This window comes from Pseudocoprococcus catus (assembly GCF_019734885.1).
GTDB lineage: Bacteria > Bacillota > Clostridia > Lachnospirales > Lachnospiraceae > Coprococcus_A > Coprococcus_A catus.
Genome location: NZ_JAAXCM010000064.1, coordinates 131591 through 147868, shown reverse-complemented (window position 1 = coordinate 147868; position 16278 = coordinate 131591). Strand labels below are relative to the sequence as shown.

General features: G+C 42.6%; 15 protein-coding genes. 11 read left to right on the top strand and 4 right to left on the bottom strand.

What is annotated here, in order from left to right; genetic code table 11:
• Positions 1 to 41 precede the first annotated feature (41 nt).
• Positions 42 to 719 carry a hypothetical protein gene (locus HED67_RS16445; RefSeq protein WP_221718920.1) on the bottom strand — a complete coding sequence of 226 codons (678 nt, stop codon included), beginning with the start codon at positions 717 to 719 and terminating at the stop codon, positions 42 to 44.
• 223 nt (positions 720 to 942) lie between these two features.
• Here HED67_RS16445 and HED67_RS16440 point away from each other — a divergent pair, with 223 nt between their 5' ends.
• The 6 genes from HED67_RS16440 to HED67_RS16415 all read left to right on the top strand — a co-directional run bounded on the left by HED67_RS16440 (position 943) and on the right by HED67_RS16415 (position 8204).
• On the top strand, positions 943 to 2190 hold the full coding sequence (locus HED67_RS16440; protein ID WP_221718919.1) for a Na+/H+ antiporter NhaC family protein: 1248 nt from the start codon (positions 943 to 945) through the stop codon (positions 2188 to 2190).
• Positions 2191 to 2446: 256 nt separating this feature from the next.
• Positions 2447 to 3379, top strand: a complete 933-nt coding sequence (gene metA, locus HED67_RS16435; protein WP_015515284.1) for a homoserine O-acetyltransferase MetA — start codon at positions 2447 to 2449, stop codon at positions 3377 to 3379.
• Positions 3380 to 3474: 95 nt separating this feature from the next.
• Positions 3475 to 5802 (top strand): HAD-IC family P-type ATPase, encoded by a 2328-nt coding sequence (locus HED67_RS16430; protein WP_221718918.1) that lies wholly within the window; start codon positions 3475 to 3477, stop codon positions 5800 to 5802.
• A 274-nt stretch (positions 5803 to 6076) separates the two neighbouring features.
• Complete coding sequence (locus tag HED67_RS16425) at positions 6077 to 7216, top strand: M20/M25/M40 family metallo-hydrolase (protein ID WP_178437829.1); 1140 nt, start codon at positions 6077 to 6079, stop codon at positions 7214 to 7216.
• A gap of 208 nt (positions 7217 to 7424) precedes the next feature.
• Positions 7425 to 8075: a hypothetical protein gene (locus HED67_RS16420; RefSeq protein ID WP_221718917.1), complete on the top strand. Its 651-nt coding sequence runs from the start codon at positions 7425 to 7427 to the stop codon at positions 8073 to 8075.
• 12 nt (positions 8076 to 8087) lie between these two features.
• Positions 8088 to 8204 (top strand): DUF6440 family protein, encoded by a 117-nt coding sequence (locus tag HED67_RS16415; RefSeq protein ID WP_221718916.1) that lies wholly within the window; start codon positions 8088 to 8090, stop codon positions 8202 to 8204.
• A 16-nt stretch (positions 8205 to 8220) separates the two neighbouring features.
• Here the strand turns inward: HED67_RS16415 and HED67_RS16410 are convergent, their stop codons facing one another.
• Together HED67_RS16410 and HED67_RS16405 are read right to left on the bottom strand one after the other, a co-directional pair.
• Positions 8221 to 9945, bottom strand: coding sequence for an ABC transporter ATP-binding protein (locus HED67_RS16410; RefSeq protein WP_215633226.1), 1725 nt, complete (start codon positions 9943 to 9945; stop codon positions 8221 to 8223).
• A gap of 447 nt (positions 9946 to 10392) precedes the next feature.
• Positions 10393 to 10947 carry a GNAT family N-acetyltransferase gene (locus tag HED67_RS16405; RefSeq protein ID WP_246612274.1) on the bottom strand — a complete coding sequence of 185 codons (555 nt, stop codon included), beginning with the start codon at positions 10945 to 10947 and terminating at the stop codon, positions 10393 to 10395.
• A gap of 175 nt (positions 10948 to 11122) precedes the next feature.
• On the opposite strand from HED67_RS16405, the gene HED67_RS16400 reads away from it, so the two are divergent.
• The 5 genes from HED67_RS16400 to HED67_RS16380 all read left to right on the top strand — a co-directional run bounded on the left by HED67_RS16400 (position 11123) and on the right by HED67_RS16380 (position 14512).
• Positions 11123 to 11884: an EFR1 family ferrodoxin gene (locus HED67_RS16400; protein ID WP_178437823.1), complete on the top strand. Its 762-nt coding sequence runs from the start codon at positions 11123 to 11125 to the stop codon at positions 11882 to 11884.
• On the top strand, positions 11884 to 12579 hold the full coding sequence (locus HED67_RS16395) for an alpha/beta fold hydrolase (protein ID WP_221718915.1): 696 nt from the start codon (positions 11884 to 11886) through the stop codon (positions 12577 to 12579). The genes HED67_RS16400 and HED67_RS16395 overlap by 1 nt, the downstream gene beginning before the upstream one ends.
• Positions 12580 to 12778: 199 nt before the next feature.
• Positions 12779 to 12991, top strand: a complete 213-nt coding sequence (locus HED67_RS16390) for a helix-turn-helix domain-containing protein (protein ID WP_221718914.1) — start codon at positions 12779 to 12781, stop codon at positions 12989 to 12991.
• Between the two features lie 3 nt (positions 12992 to 12994).
• Positions 12995 to 14278, top strand: a complete 1284-nt coding sequence (locus HED67_RS16385) for a type II toxin-antitoxin system HipA family toxin (protein ID WP_221718913.1) — start codon at positions 12995 to 12997, stop codon at positions 14276 to 14278.
• A gap of 18 nt (positions 14279 to 14296) precedes the next feature.
• The gene (locus tag HED67_RS16380) at positions 14297 to 14512 is read left to right on the top strand and encodes a hypothetical protein (RefSeq protein WP_015515292.1); all 216 of its coding nucleotides are present in this window, start codon (positions 14297 to 14299) and stop codon (positions 14510 to 14512) included.
• 207 nt (positions 14513 to 14719) lie between these two features.
• Here the strand turns inward: HED67_RS16380 and HED67_RS16375 are convergent, their stop codons facing one another.
• A complete protein-coding gene (locus HED67_RS16375) occupies positions 14720 to 15964 on the bottom strand; it encodes a peptidoglycan-binding domain-containing protein (RefSeq protein WP_408639825.1) in 1245 nt (414 codons plus the stop codon).
• Positions 15965 to 16278 lie beyond the last annotated feature (314 nt).

Here is a 16278-nt window from a genome sequence, read left to right as displayed (position 1 = left end):
TTACAAGTCGTAGTCTTGGATTTCAATCGATGGGCAGCGGATTAATGGACCGCAGATATAATAGCCTGTCCTCGTTTAATCATGCTGGATAACTTTGCCTGATTGAGTGGTTTGCGTTTGTAAAGGACATAATCATAAAGATCCTGTCTGTATTGGTGTACTTCTCGGAGCAATGAATTTGTAGCAGAACCATGAAACGGCTCACTGAAGATATCTTCAAGGTTTAAAACGATGCGCTCTCTTGACTTTATTTCTTTCATAGCCCAGTCTTTACGATATTCCGTTGTCATTAAATCAAGGTACATATTGAGCAGATTGATTTGGGCTTTTCCAAGGCTCTGAAGCTCTGCCTGAGCTGTCTTTTTAAGTTCTAAACTTGAATCACCGTAGAAAATTGCATCTTTATTGTCAAACCAAAGCTTCCAATTGAAATCATAGGTTTGACTATTCCAACATTGTTCCACAAGTTTGTACATTTCTTGTTGGAAATATTTTTTTGACCTTTCCTTTTCGGCTTTTTCATTTGTCTCTTTTGTGTGATTATACAGACAAATACCTACGATTACACCAATAACGCCGTATAGATGTCCTCCGCTCAGGAAAATAAGGATACCGATGATAGAAATGATGATGCCGACAGCTTCTGTTTCGAGACAAAATAGAACAACATTTACAAGGATTATAAAGAGGAGGGCTAATCCGATAATAGTTAATAACATTGATGTATCAATTCCTTTCTTTTCTGTTTATTTGATTTTTGATGAGTTGTGAAAAATAATTTGTTTTCTATGCTGTTATTCTATCATTCAAATTAGAAGCGGGTGGTCCCGGGTGGGTAAAAAAACAGTGATTTGGAACTTGTAGGCGGCCGTGATAATCGCTATAATAATGAAAGAGATAAACGGGCGCTTCACAGTGCGACCGTGTCAAAGGAGTCGATCAATGATAATTACAATACTACTTGCAGGGCTGCTTCTTATACTTGTTGCAGGCATCAGGTGTGGCTTTGCGTTGAATGATTTAATACGGATGGCAGTCAATGGCATAAAAAAGGCTGTGAATGTCCTGATTGTGCTGGCGGTCGTCGGCATTTTGACAGCGATGTGGAGGGCAGATGGTACGATCGCTTATATCGTATCATCTGCAGCGGGGTTATTTAAGCCATCTATTTTGATCGTGACCATTTTTTTGATGAATTGTCTTGTTTCTTTTATGACAGGGACTTCATTTGGAACAGCGGCAACCATGGGCGTGATCAGTATGACGATTGCAGGAACAGCGGGTGTCAATCCGATGGTCAGCGGTGGTGCGGTGATTTCCGGCTGCTTTTTTGGTGACAGAAGTTCGCCGCTTTCAAGCAGCGCAATTTTAGTTGCCTCGATTACAGAGACTAATCTCTTTGATAACATCCGAAATATGTTAAGGACGGCAGCCGTTCCTTTTGTACTGACATGTATTATTTATGGGGTCATTGGACTTGGCGGTGTCAATCAAGTTGATGCAGTTTTCGTATCGGATGTTTTTGCAAAAGAGTTTCAGCTGAATAGGTGGATGATTTTGCCAGCTGTGATTGTGCTTGGACTTTCGATGCTGCGTGTCGATGTGAAGAAGTCAATGACATTGAGCATTGTATGTGCAGTCATCCTTTGTATTGTATTTCAACACAGATCAGCGCCAGAGATTATTCGGATTATGCTAACAGGTTATAAGGCTACAGATTCGGCGGCTGCGCAGATGATTGATGGCGGCGGCCTGTTATCGATGAAGAAGGTCTTGATGATTGTCTGTATGACATCGACTTATTCGGGAATTTTCAGTGGTACCGGAATGCTGGATGGTATAACAGAATATGTAAAAAAATTTTCCAAAAAGACGGGAAGATTTTTATGTATCGTGTTGCTTTCTGTTATTACAAGTATGGTTGGCTGCAATCAGACAATCGCGATTATGATGACAGAGCAGCTTGGCTGCGTTTTGTATAAAGCACAAGAGAATTCGCAGAGAGCAGTTGATCTGGAAGATTCTGCCGTTTTGATTTCGGCACTTATTCCGTGGTCCATTGCAGGAGCTGTGCCGGCAGCTACGATTGGTGCACCGCTATATTGTCTTGCAGCGGCATGCTATCTGTATTTAATCCCGATTTGTCGACTGGTTAGAAAAAAGAATATCTTTCCGGGATGCAACAATTAAGAATAATATAAGAAATAAGTCAGTCAATCGTCCTTGACAGAAGATGCAAAAAAAATTACAATATCTATTATACATGGAATTTGCTCCCAATTCCGCTGAAAATAAGGATGGGAGCCTTTTTATCATAATTGGAGTATAAATTCCGCCTGTGGTAAACGCTCCGCATGGATGCGCAGCGATTTTTAATGGATATTTAGTTTGATCATTGAGTTTTGTCTGCACATGCAGACAGATAGATTTAGGAGGAGACGACAACATGCCGATTAAAATACAGGATGATTTGCCGGCAAAGTCCGTGTTGGAGGATGAGCACATTTTCGTGATGACGGAGACGAGAGCTTTGTCTCAGGATATCCGTCCTTTGAAAATTGTGATTCTGAATCTGATGCCGACGAAGATTGAGACAGAGACGCAGATTCTGAGACGCCTTTCCAATACGCCGCTGCAGATTGAGATTACGCTTTTGCAGACAGCGACCCATGAGTCGAAGAATGTATCTGAAGAGCATATGATTGCTTTTTATCAGGAATTTGACCAGATTAAGGATGAGAATTATGACGGAATGATCATTACCGGTGCGCCGGTGGAGATGATGCCATATGAAGAAGTGGAATACTGGGATGAGTTATGCGAGATTATGGAGTGGAGTAAGACACATGTGCATTCTACCTTCCATATTTGCTGGGGTGCCCAGGCGGGGCTTTATTATCATTACGGTATTCCGAAGTATATTCTGGACAAGAAGATTTCCGGCGTATTTTCCCATAAAGTGCTGAACAAGAAGTCCAGATTGTTCAGAGGTTTTGATGATACATTTTATGCGCCGCATTCCCGTCATACGGAAGTGAGAGCCGAGGATATCGAGAAGGTGCCGGAGTTGAGGATTATGGCAGCTTCCGAGGAGGCCGGTGTTTATGTTGTGGGCAGTGCGGATGATTCCCAGTTCTTTATTATGGGACATTCAGAGTACGATGTGGATACATTGGCGAAAGAATATTTCAGGGATGCAGAGAAGGGAATGAATCCGGAAGTGCCGAAGCATTATTTCCCGGATGATGACCCGACGAAGCAGCCGGAGATGAAGTGGAGTGCCCACGGACAGTGGATTTATTCTAACTGGATGAATTATTTTGTTTACCAGACAACACCATATGAATTGAAGAACGGTGTTTTTGTACCTGTAGAATAGCATAACAGTTACCCTGTGAAATGAGTGACAGGTAAGCGTATACCGGCGAAGCGATACAGTAATGCCATGGTATACAATATAAAAAGGATGATTTTATGACGGAAGATTATAAGGGACTATCTGGGAGTGAAGTCAGCCAGAGAGTTGAAGCGGGAAAGGTCAATACCACCACCAACAGTATATCCCGAACGAAGAAAGAGATTTTTCGGGCGCATTTATGTACCTTCTTTAACTTTCTGAATGTTTTTCTTGGTGCACTTGTTCTGATGACAGGACAGATTAAGAATCTGACTTTTATGTTTACGATTATTGCCAATTCAGTCATTGGTATTATTCAGGAGTTAAAGGTCAAGAGTCTTGTGGATAAGTTGTCTGTGATTACAGCTTCGAAGGCGACGGTTATCAGGGATGGCACGAAGAAGCAGATACCGCTGGATGAGCTTGTTGTGGATGATGTGATGGTGCTGGAAAGCGGTGATCAGATTGGTGCGGACTGCGTGGTTCTGGAAGCCCAGGGCATTGAAGTGAATGAATCCATGATTACAGGTGAATCTGTGGCTGTGAAGAAGCATGAAGGCGATGAGATGTTGTCGGGAAGCTTTCTTGTGGCCGGAAGCGGTGTGGCAAGGGTTATTCATGTGGGCAGTGAGAATTATGCTACGATTCTGGCAGCCAAAGCCAAAGACAAAAAGCGTGCCACGTCGGAAATGCAGGATTCCATCGGCAGGATTATCAAGATTGTCGGTTTCCTGATTGTACCGGTTGGTATATTGCTTTTCCTTTCTCAGAGAGCCATTGAGGGAACCACCACATCCGATGCCATTGTCAACACCGTTGCCGGTGTCATCGGTATGATTCCGGAAGGGCTGGTACTTCTGACAAGTGTTTCATTTATTTTGGGTGTTGGCCGTCTGGCAAGAAAGCAGGCATTGGTGCAGGAGATGGAAGCCATTGAAGCACTGGCCCGTGTGAATGTGCTTTGCCTAGATAAAACCGGTACCATCACCACCGGTGATTTGGAAGTGGTGGAAGTTGTGCCTTGTGGGACTATGTCGGATGAGAAGATCAGAGAGGCCATGAATGAGATCACATTTGCATTCAATGATGTCAATCCGACCCAGCAGGCTTTGATGAATTATTTTGAAAAGACGCAGAAATGGCAGACAACGGATTTGATTCCGTTTTCCTCTGCAAGAAAATATCGTGCCATTGCCTTTGGCGAGCACGGAGCTTATGTGCTGGGCGCGCCGGAATTCATTATGAAGAATGATGAAGAACTGCTGAAGAAGAGCGAAACTTATGCTTTGCAGGGCTATCGTGTGCTTTTGCTGGCGGAGACGAATCAGATTTCAAGTGCCGATGGTGCGGTGGGAACACCAAAACCTGCAGCGCTTATTGTTATTTCCGACTGTGTCAGAGAAGAAGCACCGTCCACATTTGCTTATTTTGAAGCACAGCATGTGGCGATTAAGGTTATTTCTGGTGATAATCCGGCGACAGTTTCACAGATTGCCCAGAAGGCCGGTCTGAAGGATGGCGACAAATATATCGATGCTTCCACTTTGCCGGAGAGCTTTGATGAGCTGAAAAATGTTGTCAAGAACTACACGGTTTTCGGCCGTGTAACACCGGAGCAGAAGCAGCGCCTGATCAAGGCTTATCAGGCCAATAAATCGGTTGTCGGCATGGTGGGCGATGGTGTCAACGATGTTCTGGCTTTAAAGGATGCTGACTGTGGTATCGCCATGGCGGCGGGCAGTGATGCAGCGAAACAGGTGGCACATATCGTGCTGCTGGATTCAGATTTTGTTCATTTGAAGGAAATCGTCAGCGAAGGCCGTATGATTATCTCCAACATTGAGAGAGTGAGCTCTCTGTATCTGACAAAGACGATTTATTCATTGCTGTTGAATGTGATTTTTATCTTATTGGGACGTTCCTATCCGTTTGTGCCGATTCATCTGACACTGATCAGTACGGTGGCCATCGGTATTCCAAGTTTTATTCTGGCATTAGAACAGACCGAGACTGTGACCCAGAGCGGCTTCCTAAAGCATGTGCTTCGAGTCGCACTGCCTGGAGCTTTGACCATGGTGCTGAATATGCTGCTGATTCAGGGAATTTCTATTGTACTTGGGTTTGACAGCGGCATGACTGCGACGTATAATTTGATTGTGGCAGGCATGGTCAGCCTGATGGTACTGATGCGGGTATGTAACCCGATGAATAAGATCCGAAGTATTTTGTGCAACACGATGATTGTGATTTTTGTGGCCTGTGTCATTTTATTCCCGGATCTGTTCAGCATCAACAGTGTATTCAGCTGGAGAATGATCTTTATTGCACCGCTTGTTATTTTTACTTATTACAGTATGAAGTATCTGTCGGCAATTGTTCATTTTCTGTTAAGAAAACATATTTAGAATCAGGAGGCCGTCGCTGCCTGTCGAAGTCTTTCGGCAGTGGCGGCGGTTTTTGTTTACGCGAGCAACGAGCAAAAGTCCGTGCTTGCACGAGACCTTGGCGTTGCTAAGCGCCAGTGGCGCTTGTTTAGCAACGACCGAAACGGAGTGTAGAGGCCGCGATAACTTGAGAAACTCGCGAAGCGTGTTTCGTCTCGTTTTTCTGTAATTCGAGCATTAAAGATATAAAGATATCGCTGAGTGATTGAGTCATCAGCGTTAGGGAGGTATTTGTATGGATATAAAAACTTTTGCCAAGGAACATTTTGAAGAATATCAGGCACTCATCTGCAAACTGACGTCAATTCCGGCACCCTCACATCATGAGGAAAGGAGAGCGGCGTTTATCTGCGAATATCTGCATCAGTTGGGATATGGCCAGGCGTTTATTGATGATGCGAAGAATGTGATCTGTGAGATAAAAGGCAGTGATTTAGAGGCACCGGTGCATATTTTTATGGCGCATACGGATACGGTTTTCCCTGATGAGACAGAGATTCCGGTTGTTGTGGAAGACGGCTGTATCAAGGCACCGGGAGTTGGGGATGATACCACCAATGTGTGTGCGATTCTGATGACTTTGAAATATTTATCAGAGAAACAGATTGTGCCAAAACAAACCATGGTTTTTGCCTTGAATTCCTGTGAGGAGGGACTTGGCAATTTGAAGGGATGCAGAGCCCTTGTGAAGCAGTATACAGGAAGAATCGGACAGTTGGTTTCTTATGATTGCGGGTACAATGCGGGAACCGTCTGGGCTGTCGGTTCGAGACGTTATGAGATTCATATTCGGACTACCGGTGGACATTCCTATGCAGATTTTGGAGCGACCAATGCGATTGCCGTGGCTGCAGATATGATTCATGATTTTTATGAGATAGACACCAATACGATGCCGGGAAAAACGACGTACAATGTAGGATTGATCGAAGGCGGTACATCAGTGAATACCATTGCTCAGGATGTGAAGATTCTCTATGAATATCGTTCAGACAGAATGATGGGACTGGAGCTGATGGAAAGAGAAATGTCAGCGATTGTTGATAAGTATACTGAGCGTGAGGATGCCAGAGTGGATATTGAGATGATCGGGGACAGACCTTCTATGGGGCAGGTAGATAAAAAGAAAATGGCGGAGCTGCAGAAGCGGGCAGAAGGGATTATTTTCAGAAATACCGGTGTGATGCCGATGTTCGGAAGCGGATCCACAGACTGCAATATTCCGTTGTCCATGGGCATACCGGCCATCTGCTTCGGCGTCTATCTGGGCGGCGGACAGCATACAAGAGAAGAATATGTCCGAATCGATTCACTGGAAACAGGCCTGTGTGCGGCCATGCAAATGATTTGCGAGGATATGACGAACCCGTTGTAGGAAAGCTGGGGTTCTTGGTTGTTAACGGCTGAATATATGGTATTCCTCCCTGAAACGTCGCACACCCGTGCGAAATGTTTCAGGGAGGAATACCATATATTTCAGCCTGCGAATAGAAAGAACAGGAGCTTTGACAATAGAGGGTTTGTGATATCCTCTTTTATATAAAGCGGTTACGAGGATGAAAAGAATAGGAAGTGGGACAGATATGAAGATCAATAGAATGGCAGTTGTACAGGGGCTGAATCTTGAGACTGTTCCGGGACAGTTAAGATATGGCTGCAGCATGACTGATTTTGAGGACTTTTATGACATTGCTGAATGCGTGAATGAAAAAGCATATTTGGGCAATCAGATTGTTTTTGGCGATTATGAAACGGGGGCAGTGTATACACCTTTTGAAAAGGAAAGGAATATTGCCTATGGCGGAGTTGAATGGATAGAAGGTTATTTTTATTTTTTAAAGGCTGATTTTAGCAAAAAGACGGTGACAATTATGCAATATCGGCCGGATTGGGAATGTAAGGAATACTTCAGTATCGAAATGGCTGAAGTGGAATTGTATAATTTGCGTATTGTTGGGACACCGGTCCATTTGATTAGCCAGAGTGAAGAGATGAGGTGTTATTATCCTGAACAATTTTCAATTAAGCTTTCAGTTCGGGAAAGTGTGATTGAAATTGTGGATAATCTTATCTATTGCAGCAGCTGGGAAGAAGAAGGTATTGCTGATGGTGGGATCACGGAAGATTATAAATATTATGAAAAACTGATCGTCAGAAATAGATTCGGTGATGTGGTGTCAGAGGAACCGGGGGCATTGACACGGCTGCCGAATGGCCAGTGGTGGTTGTCGTAGAAGTTGCCGCGGATGTATCAGATAACAGGTGTGAATTACCTTTTTCATGCAAGCGGGAATGCCGCCGGTTTGACACCGCTGCCTGACAGAGATGGAAAACCGGTGTTTTCTCCGATTATGAGTGAATAGGTTTACTGAATAAATATTAGGTCATGTTGTAATAGGCTGCATAAATGCCATTTTTATCAAGCAGTGTCTCATGTGTTCCGCGTTCGGCAATGCCGTTTTCAGTGAGGACAATGATTTCATCTGCATTTTTAATAGTGGACAGACGGTGAGCGATGGTGATCGTTGTACGGTTTCTGGAGAGTTCCTCCAGACTGTGTTGGATCCATCGCTCACTTTCGTTGTCCAGGGCACTTGTTGCTTCATCAAGAATAAGAATCGGCGGATTCTTCAAGAAGACCCGGGCAATGGAAATACGTTGCTTCTGGCCACCGGAAAGTCTGGCACCACGTTCACCGACAAAGGTATCATATTGATCGGGCAATTCCATAATGAAGTCGTGGATATTGGCACGTTTGGCAGCTGCAATAATTTCTTCTTCTGAGGCATTCGGTTTACCGTAAGCAATGTTATCGCGGATGGATCCGGAGAACAGATAGACATCCTGCTGTACAACGCCAATCCGGCTTCGCAGACTTTTTAGAGTGAGGGTGCGGACATCGTGACCATCAATTGTGATCCGGCCATCGGTTACATCGTAGAAGCGGGGCAGCAGGGAGCATATGGTTGTCTTACCGCCGCCGGAAGGACCGACCAGTGCGACGGATCTGCCGGCAGGAATATCAATGGATACATGGGAGAGAACGGTTGTCTCATCGTCGCTGTAATGGAAGGAGACATCTTCATAGCAGACATGACCTTTCACATTGGCAAGATCCACGGCATCCGGTGCATCCTGAATTTCCGGCACGGTTTCCATAACATCAAGAAAACGGCGGAAACCGGAAAGACCCTTCTGCATCATTTCCATCAGTTCTACCAGAATCTGTATCGGACTGATGAAGATGCCGATATACAGGGCATACATAGCCAGGTCGGCAGCAGACATTTCGCCATTGGCGATTAAGAAACCGCCATAAACCAGTGTGACAAGATACATCATGCCCTGGAAGAACAGATTGGAGCTCATGAATTCACCCATACATCTGTAGTTGTCTTTTTTGGAAACAAGGAATGCCTGATTGCTCCGTCGGAACTTTTCTTTCTCGATGTCTTCATTTGTAAAGGATTGAACCACACGGATGCCGGCTAAAGTATCCTGCAGGCTGGCATTGACATCCCCGATTTTTCTTCTGTTTTCCATGAATGTCCGCTGCATCTTCTGATTTTGACGGAAAGAGAAGAAAAACATGACAATGACAAGAAAAATCAGAGGCAGAGCAAGCTTCCTGTTGATGACAAAAAGGAAGATGAAGGCACCGACAATTTTGATCAGAGAAATGAAAAGATTCTCCGGACCATGGTGGGCAAACTCAGAAATATCGAACAGGTCACTGACCAGTTTGCTCATCATTTGTCCGGAATTATTCTGGCTATAATAAGAAAAAGACAATTCTTCATAATGCTCAAAGAGCTGCTGACGCATATCCCGTTCCATGTTGGCACCCATCATATGACCCTGATAGCTGACATAATATTTGCACAGGCTCTGGATCACGTACATCAGGAATAATCCGATGCCGATCCATGGGAGGGCATGCAGGATCATGCTTTTATCCTGAGTGAAAAGTGTTTTGGTGGCTGTCCGCAGAATCTGCGGGTAGGAAAGGTCTACAAGGCTGATGATGGCTGCACAGAGCAGGTCAATAAAAAAGACCACTTTATAGGGGCCGTAGTAATGAATGAATTTTTTGAGTGTATGCATAAAAAGTTCCTTTCATCATATGATTTCTATTTGGTCAGTCATGACGTTGATTTTATTATAAAGGAATACGGGCACTATGACAAGCTGTTCATTCAAGTCATTTACCGACCTCTGTTTTTATGGTATAGTGACAATCTGGATTGAAGCAGGGTATATCATCAATTTGGTCATACTATGTTTTTTACTTTAATCAAGATTAGAAAAAATGTAAAATTAAATAGTAAACAGGTCGGAAAAAATGTAAAAAATATAATTGTGGCAAATTTCATCCTAAGAAAGCGGTGCGTTTTTCTACTTTAAAGTATATGGATCAGGAATGGATGGTCAACATACCGCTGTATGCGGTATGTAACTTATAAATCCGGATTTGTGAAGTTGGAGGAAAAGGTATGACAGAATGGGAAAAATCCTGTTTTTGACGAATAGAGAAAAGAACATTCAGATGTATTAAAACGTTAATCGCATCTGATGCCATACCACATTTCCGTGGACAGATTCTGAAATGCCTTCGTCCACGAAACCAAAGGAGGCATAATAATGGATCAGCTTGTCTTTGCAGGTTAATACCAGACCTTTTCGGTGCTGGGCTTTTGCGTCGAAAATGGCTCTTCGGATTAATTCTCCTGCATAGCCATGCTGACGATAAGAGGGGATGGTATTGACACCGAAAATCATTTGCCATGCCCCTTTTTCATTGTGCATAGAGGCGTTTTCATACATTTCATCGGTCAAATCCGGCTGGTCGGTAACAAATCCATCCACAAAAGAAATGAGTTTGTCTGCATCAAACATCAGCCAAAAATGATCGCCGTAAAATTTAATCCGTTCTGCAAATTCTTCTTTGGTTGCGGCTTCTGCTGCAGGAAAACATTCTGCTTCGACAGCAGCGACCGCTTCAAGATCATTGATGGTGGCTGTTCTTATCTCCCTCTGATGCCATAGATTAATTGATTCGATATCTGCTTTTTTAAATTCATCTTTTATATTTTTTTCATTGTCCATGTGAACCCCACCTGCATTTAAATTTTGGGGGATTATATCATAAATTAAAATATTTGTCAATCAAAACATATGAAGGATATTCGGGCCAGTGTGGATGTATTGATACATGAAAATATACAGCCACTTATTTTTGTGATATAGTGTTGGTAGAAACAACTGTACTTGGAGGTATACGATGATTTTTTGTTTTTCAGGAACCGGCAACAGCCAATATATTGCACAGCGGATTGCGGAGGCTCTGCAGGAACCGATGATAGATTTAAATGCCAGAATTAAGGCAAATAATACAACAACTGTGGATACCGGCAGTGATGTTATCATGGTGACGCCGACTTATGCATGGCGTATTCCAAAAATTGTCTCGGAATGGATGGAGAAAACAAAGTGGACAGGTGCGAAGCGTATCTGGTTTGTGATGGACTGCGGCAGTGAAATCGGCAATGCGGCGAAGTATAATCGTGGTCTGGCAGAACAAAAACAGCTTCACTATATGGGAACAGCACAGATTATTATGCCGGAGAATTATATCGCCATGTTCAATGCACCTCAGGTGGATGAGGCACAGCAGATTACGGCAAAAGCGGAACCTGATATTCAGGCAGCAATCAAATGTATTCAGAAGAAGCAGGAATTTCCTGTACCGAGGAATAATTTGTATGACCGTTTGATGAGTGGACCGGTGAACCCGATTTTTTATAAAATGATTGTAAAAGCGGATGACTTTAAAGCAAGTGAAGCCTGTACTGGATGCGGATTGTGTGTTAGAAAATGTCCGATGAACAATATTCAACTTCGGGAGAAAAAGCCGGTGTGGGGTAGAAATTGTACCCATTGTATGGCCTGTATCTGCTATTGTCCGACGGAAGCCATTGAGTATGGCAAGAAGAGCATCGGCAAACCAAGATATCAATTTGAAAAGCTGACAGGGGTGAAGTGATGGAGATAAAACTGCATTATCAGGAAAAAGGGGAAGGCGAACCGATGATTCTTCTGCATGGAAACGGGGAGGATGGTTCTTATTTTGCACATCAAATGGACTATTTCAGCAGGAATTATCGTGTGATTGTGGTGGATACAAGAGGACATGGACAGTCACCCAGGGGAACGGCGCCATTTACCATTGCTCAGTTTGCGGATGATTTGAAGGATTTTATGGATGAGCTTGACATTTCAAAGGCAGTGATTCTTGGTTTTTCAGATGGGGCAAATATTGCTATGAAGTTCGTTCTTAAATATCCTGAAAGGGTAAAGGCTCTGATATTAAACGGAGGCAATCTGAACCCGAAAGGTGTAAAGCCTATCACGCAGATCCCGATTGAGATTGGTTACAGAATAGTCTCGAAATTCGCTTCAAAATCAGCTGGGGCGAGGAAAAATGTGGAAATGTTGAGATTGATGGTGAATGATCCGAATATTGAGGCAGAAGAATTGTCCAAGATTACGGTTCCGACTCTTGTTATTTCCGGAACGAAGGATATGATTAAGGAATCTCACACAAAGGAGATTGCCAAAGCGCTGCCCAATGCAAAGCTGGCTATTATAGAGGGCAGCCATTTTATAGCCAGTGAGAATCCGAAGGTATTTAACCGGGTGGTGGAGCAGTGGTTGTCGGGGGTGCAGCATGAAAGATGAAGCAGAATATCAATGCTAAGCCTGTGGCGTAATTAAGGAAATGTAGTGGTTGACAATTAAATAAAGAAAAATATATAATAAATTATGTCGTACGACTAAATTGATTTTGAAATCGCTGAAATTTAGTCGTACGACTAAATTATATAAACTAATTACTAAAATTTAGTCGTACGACTGAATTTATTATGAGGTGTATACTGTGAAGATTAAAAACGCAGCTGATTTTGGACAGATAATACGAAAGAGAAGAAGAGAACTGGGTTATACACAGGAGTTTGTAGCTGAGTTTACAGGGGTGAGTGTGACTTATATATCACAGTTAGAAAGAGGGAAAAAAACGGCAGAAATTGAGAAGGCAATAATGCTTGCGAATGTTCTTGGATTGGATTTATGCATAGAAAAGAGAGGGTAGTGCATGAAGAAATTAAAAATATACATGGAAATTTGCGGGAAAAGTCATCTGGTTGGACACATTCTGGTGTATAAAGATGGGGGCGCAGAATTTATTTATGATGATGGGTATCTCGAGTGGCCTGAATGCAGACCTATATCTATTAGTTTGCCATTAGAAGAAAAAAGTTTTAATTCGGATAGAACAAAAAAATTTTTTGAAGGATTACTTCCAGAAGGATTTACTAGAAGATGTGTTGCAAATTGGCTCCATAAAGATGAGACTGATTATATATCAATTTTATCTAATCTCGGAAGGGAGTGCCTTGGAGCTATAAAAGTTGTTTCTGAGGAAGATGAAAATGTTGAATCTTCATATCGTAAATTGTCGGCTGAAGAAGTAAAAAGATTGGCGCAGGAAGGTGCAACGGAATCTGCAGAACTTGTTACAAAAGCGCATCTATCATTGACAGGGGCATCAGGAAAAGTTGGATTGTATTATGATAATGAAAAAGATGAATGGTATCTTCCATATGGGGATGCACCGAGTACACATATAGTCAAACAAAGTCATGTAAGGTTAAAAAACATTGTAGCAAATGAACAATTATGTTTGTTGACAGCAAAAAAATTAGGAATAGAAGTTCCCGAAAGTTTTATTGTAAAAACGACAGGTATTGATAGTGAAGACGTACTTTTTGCAACAAAAAGATATGATAGAAAAATTTCTGTCAATAACAAAAAAATAAATGGGTTAACAATTCCTTATAGACTTCATCAAGAAGATTTTGCCCAGGCATTGGGCATAGCTTCAAGTGACAAATATGAAACGAATAATGAAGAGTATTTAGTGAAGATGTTTTTGATATTGCGTAATTATTCAGCTTCACCAATTGAGGATCAGTTAAAGCTGTGGGATATATGTGTATTTAATTATTTAATTGGAAATACCGATAATCATGTAAAAAACTTGTCATTGTTATACAGTGAAGATTTAAAGTTGATACGTCTTGCGCCAGCTTATGATATAGTAAGTACGATAGTGTATGAAACAAGTACTGAAAAAATGGCATTACGTGTTGGCGATGTCTATAAACTTTCTGACATAAGAAAAGGTGATTTTGAAAAGGAAGCAAAAAAAGTTGGCCTTGGAAAAAATATCGCAATGAAAAGATTTGATTCAATGAGCGGAAAATTTTTAAAAGCAATCAATGAGGCAAATGAGCAATTGATGGACAAGGGATTTCGGACAGAGCAATTAAAAGAAAAGATATTGTCAAAAGGTGGAATTGCTTATATTACAAAATGAATTTAAGGTGGGGTAATAATGTTTATACAACCGGACCATACATACAGAGATATTCAGGAAAAATCCTTCCAGCAGTGGCTGGATGAAATGGAGCAGCATGAGGATTTGGCCGTCAGCGGCGGCGTCAAACTGGCCAGAGAATATGTACAGCATCTGAAAGATGAGATAAAGCGTCAGGAAGAATCCAACCAGCTGAAAATAGACTATATGAAAAAACTGAAAAACGGCAGATAGAGAAAGAAAATAACAGAAGATGAAACAGACAGCAGAATGACTGGAACAATGGAATGGTCATATCTATGGCTTTGTCCGTTGAAACGTTTCGCACGGGTGTGCGTTGTTTTAACGGACAAAGAACATGAAATATGACCAGACTGTGCCTATGTGCTGTCTGTTTCATTTTCTGTTATTCAAAGCCTATTTGTTTTCGGCTCAAAATTTTTAGTTTAATTCGGCGATTCGCGATACCCCCACATAGATTTGGCTGATCTTATACCATGTGGCATAATCCGTCACCCCGGTCTGAGGGAGATTGAAGATTTTCTGGAAGGTCCGTACAGCCTCTGCGGTCTGATTGCCATAGATGCCGTCTGCCGCTATTTTCGGAATAGCTGGATAATTATCGGAGATACGGTTTAATTGTTCCTGCATCTGCTGGACCTTCTGGCCGGAACTGCCGATGGTGAGATCGTAACCCGGCCAGGAGCTTGGAATGCCGCTGATCTGTTCTGCAGAATTAATATAGATATCATCCCCGTAGTAATAGCGCAGAATCTCAATGGGTGAATAGCCCTGTTCGCCCAGATCCTTAGAGCCCCACTGGCTCATCCAGTTTGGGCAGGAGACCCGGCGACCGTCACAGTACTGGGTGAGAATCGGCTGCAGGACACCCGGACGGGAGAGATAGTTGGAGAAAATCATATCCACTGTTTCGGATATGTTTTCAAAAATATTTCTTCCATAGACAAAGAAATGGTCGTAGGCAGTGGAGTTGGTGATAGTGAAATTATAACCCTTATTGCGATACCATTCAGTGAACACTCTGTTGAGGGTGAAGGAGATAATGGCCAGACAGTTGGCGATAATGGAGGATTCCGGCCAGGTGGCGTAGATTTCACTGGAAGCGACATTTTTGATATATTCTTTAAATGGAATATAATAATTGGCAGCTCTGGTATCTGTAGGCGGTCCGTCGTGGACGATGATGGTTTCGGGAATGACAACACGGCTTAGTACGACTTCACCGGATTCAGAGACATCTTTGATTTCCGCTTCTGCGATTTTAGGCGGGAAATTACCGTATAGGGTATGAGGCGGTACAACGATCGGAGAAGCTTCGATGTTGGTCAGGGGCATAAGTCGGGCGCTCTGAAGGGCAGTAACGTTGGCTAGTATCTGAGCACCGCTGATTGTCAGATTGGAATAACCTTCAGCCTGAACGGTGAAATTATACTCTGAATAGGGTTGGGCACTGCTGCTCTCCAGACTGTAAGAAACAGGAGGGGCAGGCAATTCAATGGTGGGTGTTTCACCGGAATTATCTGTTGTCAGTTCCTCAATAATATTGTCTGGATTTCCGGTATCTGTAATCTGGATTATGGCATTTTCGATGGGAGTATAATCATTGCGGCCTGTGACGGCAAGCTGCAGGCGACCGTAGGAAGCGGCGGATACCTGAGCCGGCATAACAGGAACTGGGGATGAAGCCATGGGCGTAAACCTCAATAGGGAATTGATTTATTATATGCATATTTGACGAAAAGATGACGGAGAAAGCATGCATTATGTGAAAAATTATGCATACAAAAATTTTCAGATAATCATATAATTATTTAGGTTGAATTTGCTTTTAATCTATGGTATACTTCATGCAGTTTAAAATTCAGTGTCGAAAGATATTGAATATAAGTGACTTTTGGAAGTTATTTACAAAAAAGGACAGGAGTGGAAGTATCAATGATGTGGTTATATTCGCAAAGTTTGAAAATGCATATTTATAC

Bases quoted from the DNA above. Each gene is read 5' to 3' on its own strand.
- HED67_RS16445 (WP_221718920.1), bottom strand. From the start codon at position 719: ATGTTATTAACTATTATCGGATTAGCCCTCCTCTTTATAATCCTTGTA.
- HED67_RS16440 (WP_221718919.1), top strand. From the start codon at position 943: ATGATAATTACAATACTACTTGCAGGGCTGCTTCTTATACTTGTTGCA.
- metA (WP_015515284.1), top strand. From the start codon at position 2,447: ATGCCGATTAAAATACAGGATGATTTGCCGGCAAAGTCCGTGTTGGAG.
- HED67_RS16430 (WP_221718918.1), top strand. From the start codon at position 3,475: ATGACGGAAGATTATAAGGGACTATCTGGGAGTGAAGTCAGCCAGAGA.
- HED67_RS16425 (WP_178437829.1), top strand. From the start codon at position 6,077: ATGGATATAAAAACTTTTGCCAAGGAACATTTTGAAGAATATCAGGCA.
- HED67_RS16420 (WP_221718917.1), top strand. From the start codon at position 7,425: ATGAAGATCAATAGAATGGCAGTTGTACAGGGGCTGAATCTTGAGACT.
- HED67_RS16415 (WP_221718916.1), top strand. From the start codon at position 8,088: ATGTATCAGATAACAGGTGTGAATTACCTTTTTCATGCAAGCGGGAAT.
- HED67_RS16410 (WP_215633226.1), bottom strand. From the start codon at position 9,945: ATGCATACACTCAAAAAATTCATTCATTACTACGGCCCCTATAAAGTG.
- HED67_RS16405 (WP_246612274.1), bottom strand. From the start codon at position 10,947: ATGGACAATGAAAAAAATATAAAAGATGAATTTAAAAAAGCAGATATC.
- HED67_RS16400 (WP_178437823.1), top strand. From the start codon at position 11,123: ATGATTTTTTGTTTTTCAGGAACCGGCAACAGCCAATATATTGCACAG.
- HED67_RS16395 (WP_221718915.1), top strand. From the start codon at position 11,884: ATGGAGATAAAACTGCATTATCAGGAAAAAGGGGAAGGCGAACCGATG.
- HED67_RS16385 (WP_221718913.1), top strand. From the start codon at position 12,995: ATGAAGAAATTAAAAATATACATGGAAATTTGCGGGAAAAGTCATCTG.
- HED67_RS16380 (WP_015515292.1), top strand. From the start codon at position 14,297: ATGTTTATACAACCGGACCATACATACAGAGATATTCAGGAAAAATCC.
- HED67_RS16375 (WP_408639825.1), bottom strand. From the start codon at position 15,964: ATGCCGGCTCAGGTATCCGCCGCTTCCTACGGTCGCCTGCAGCTTGCC.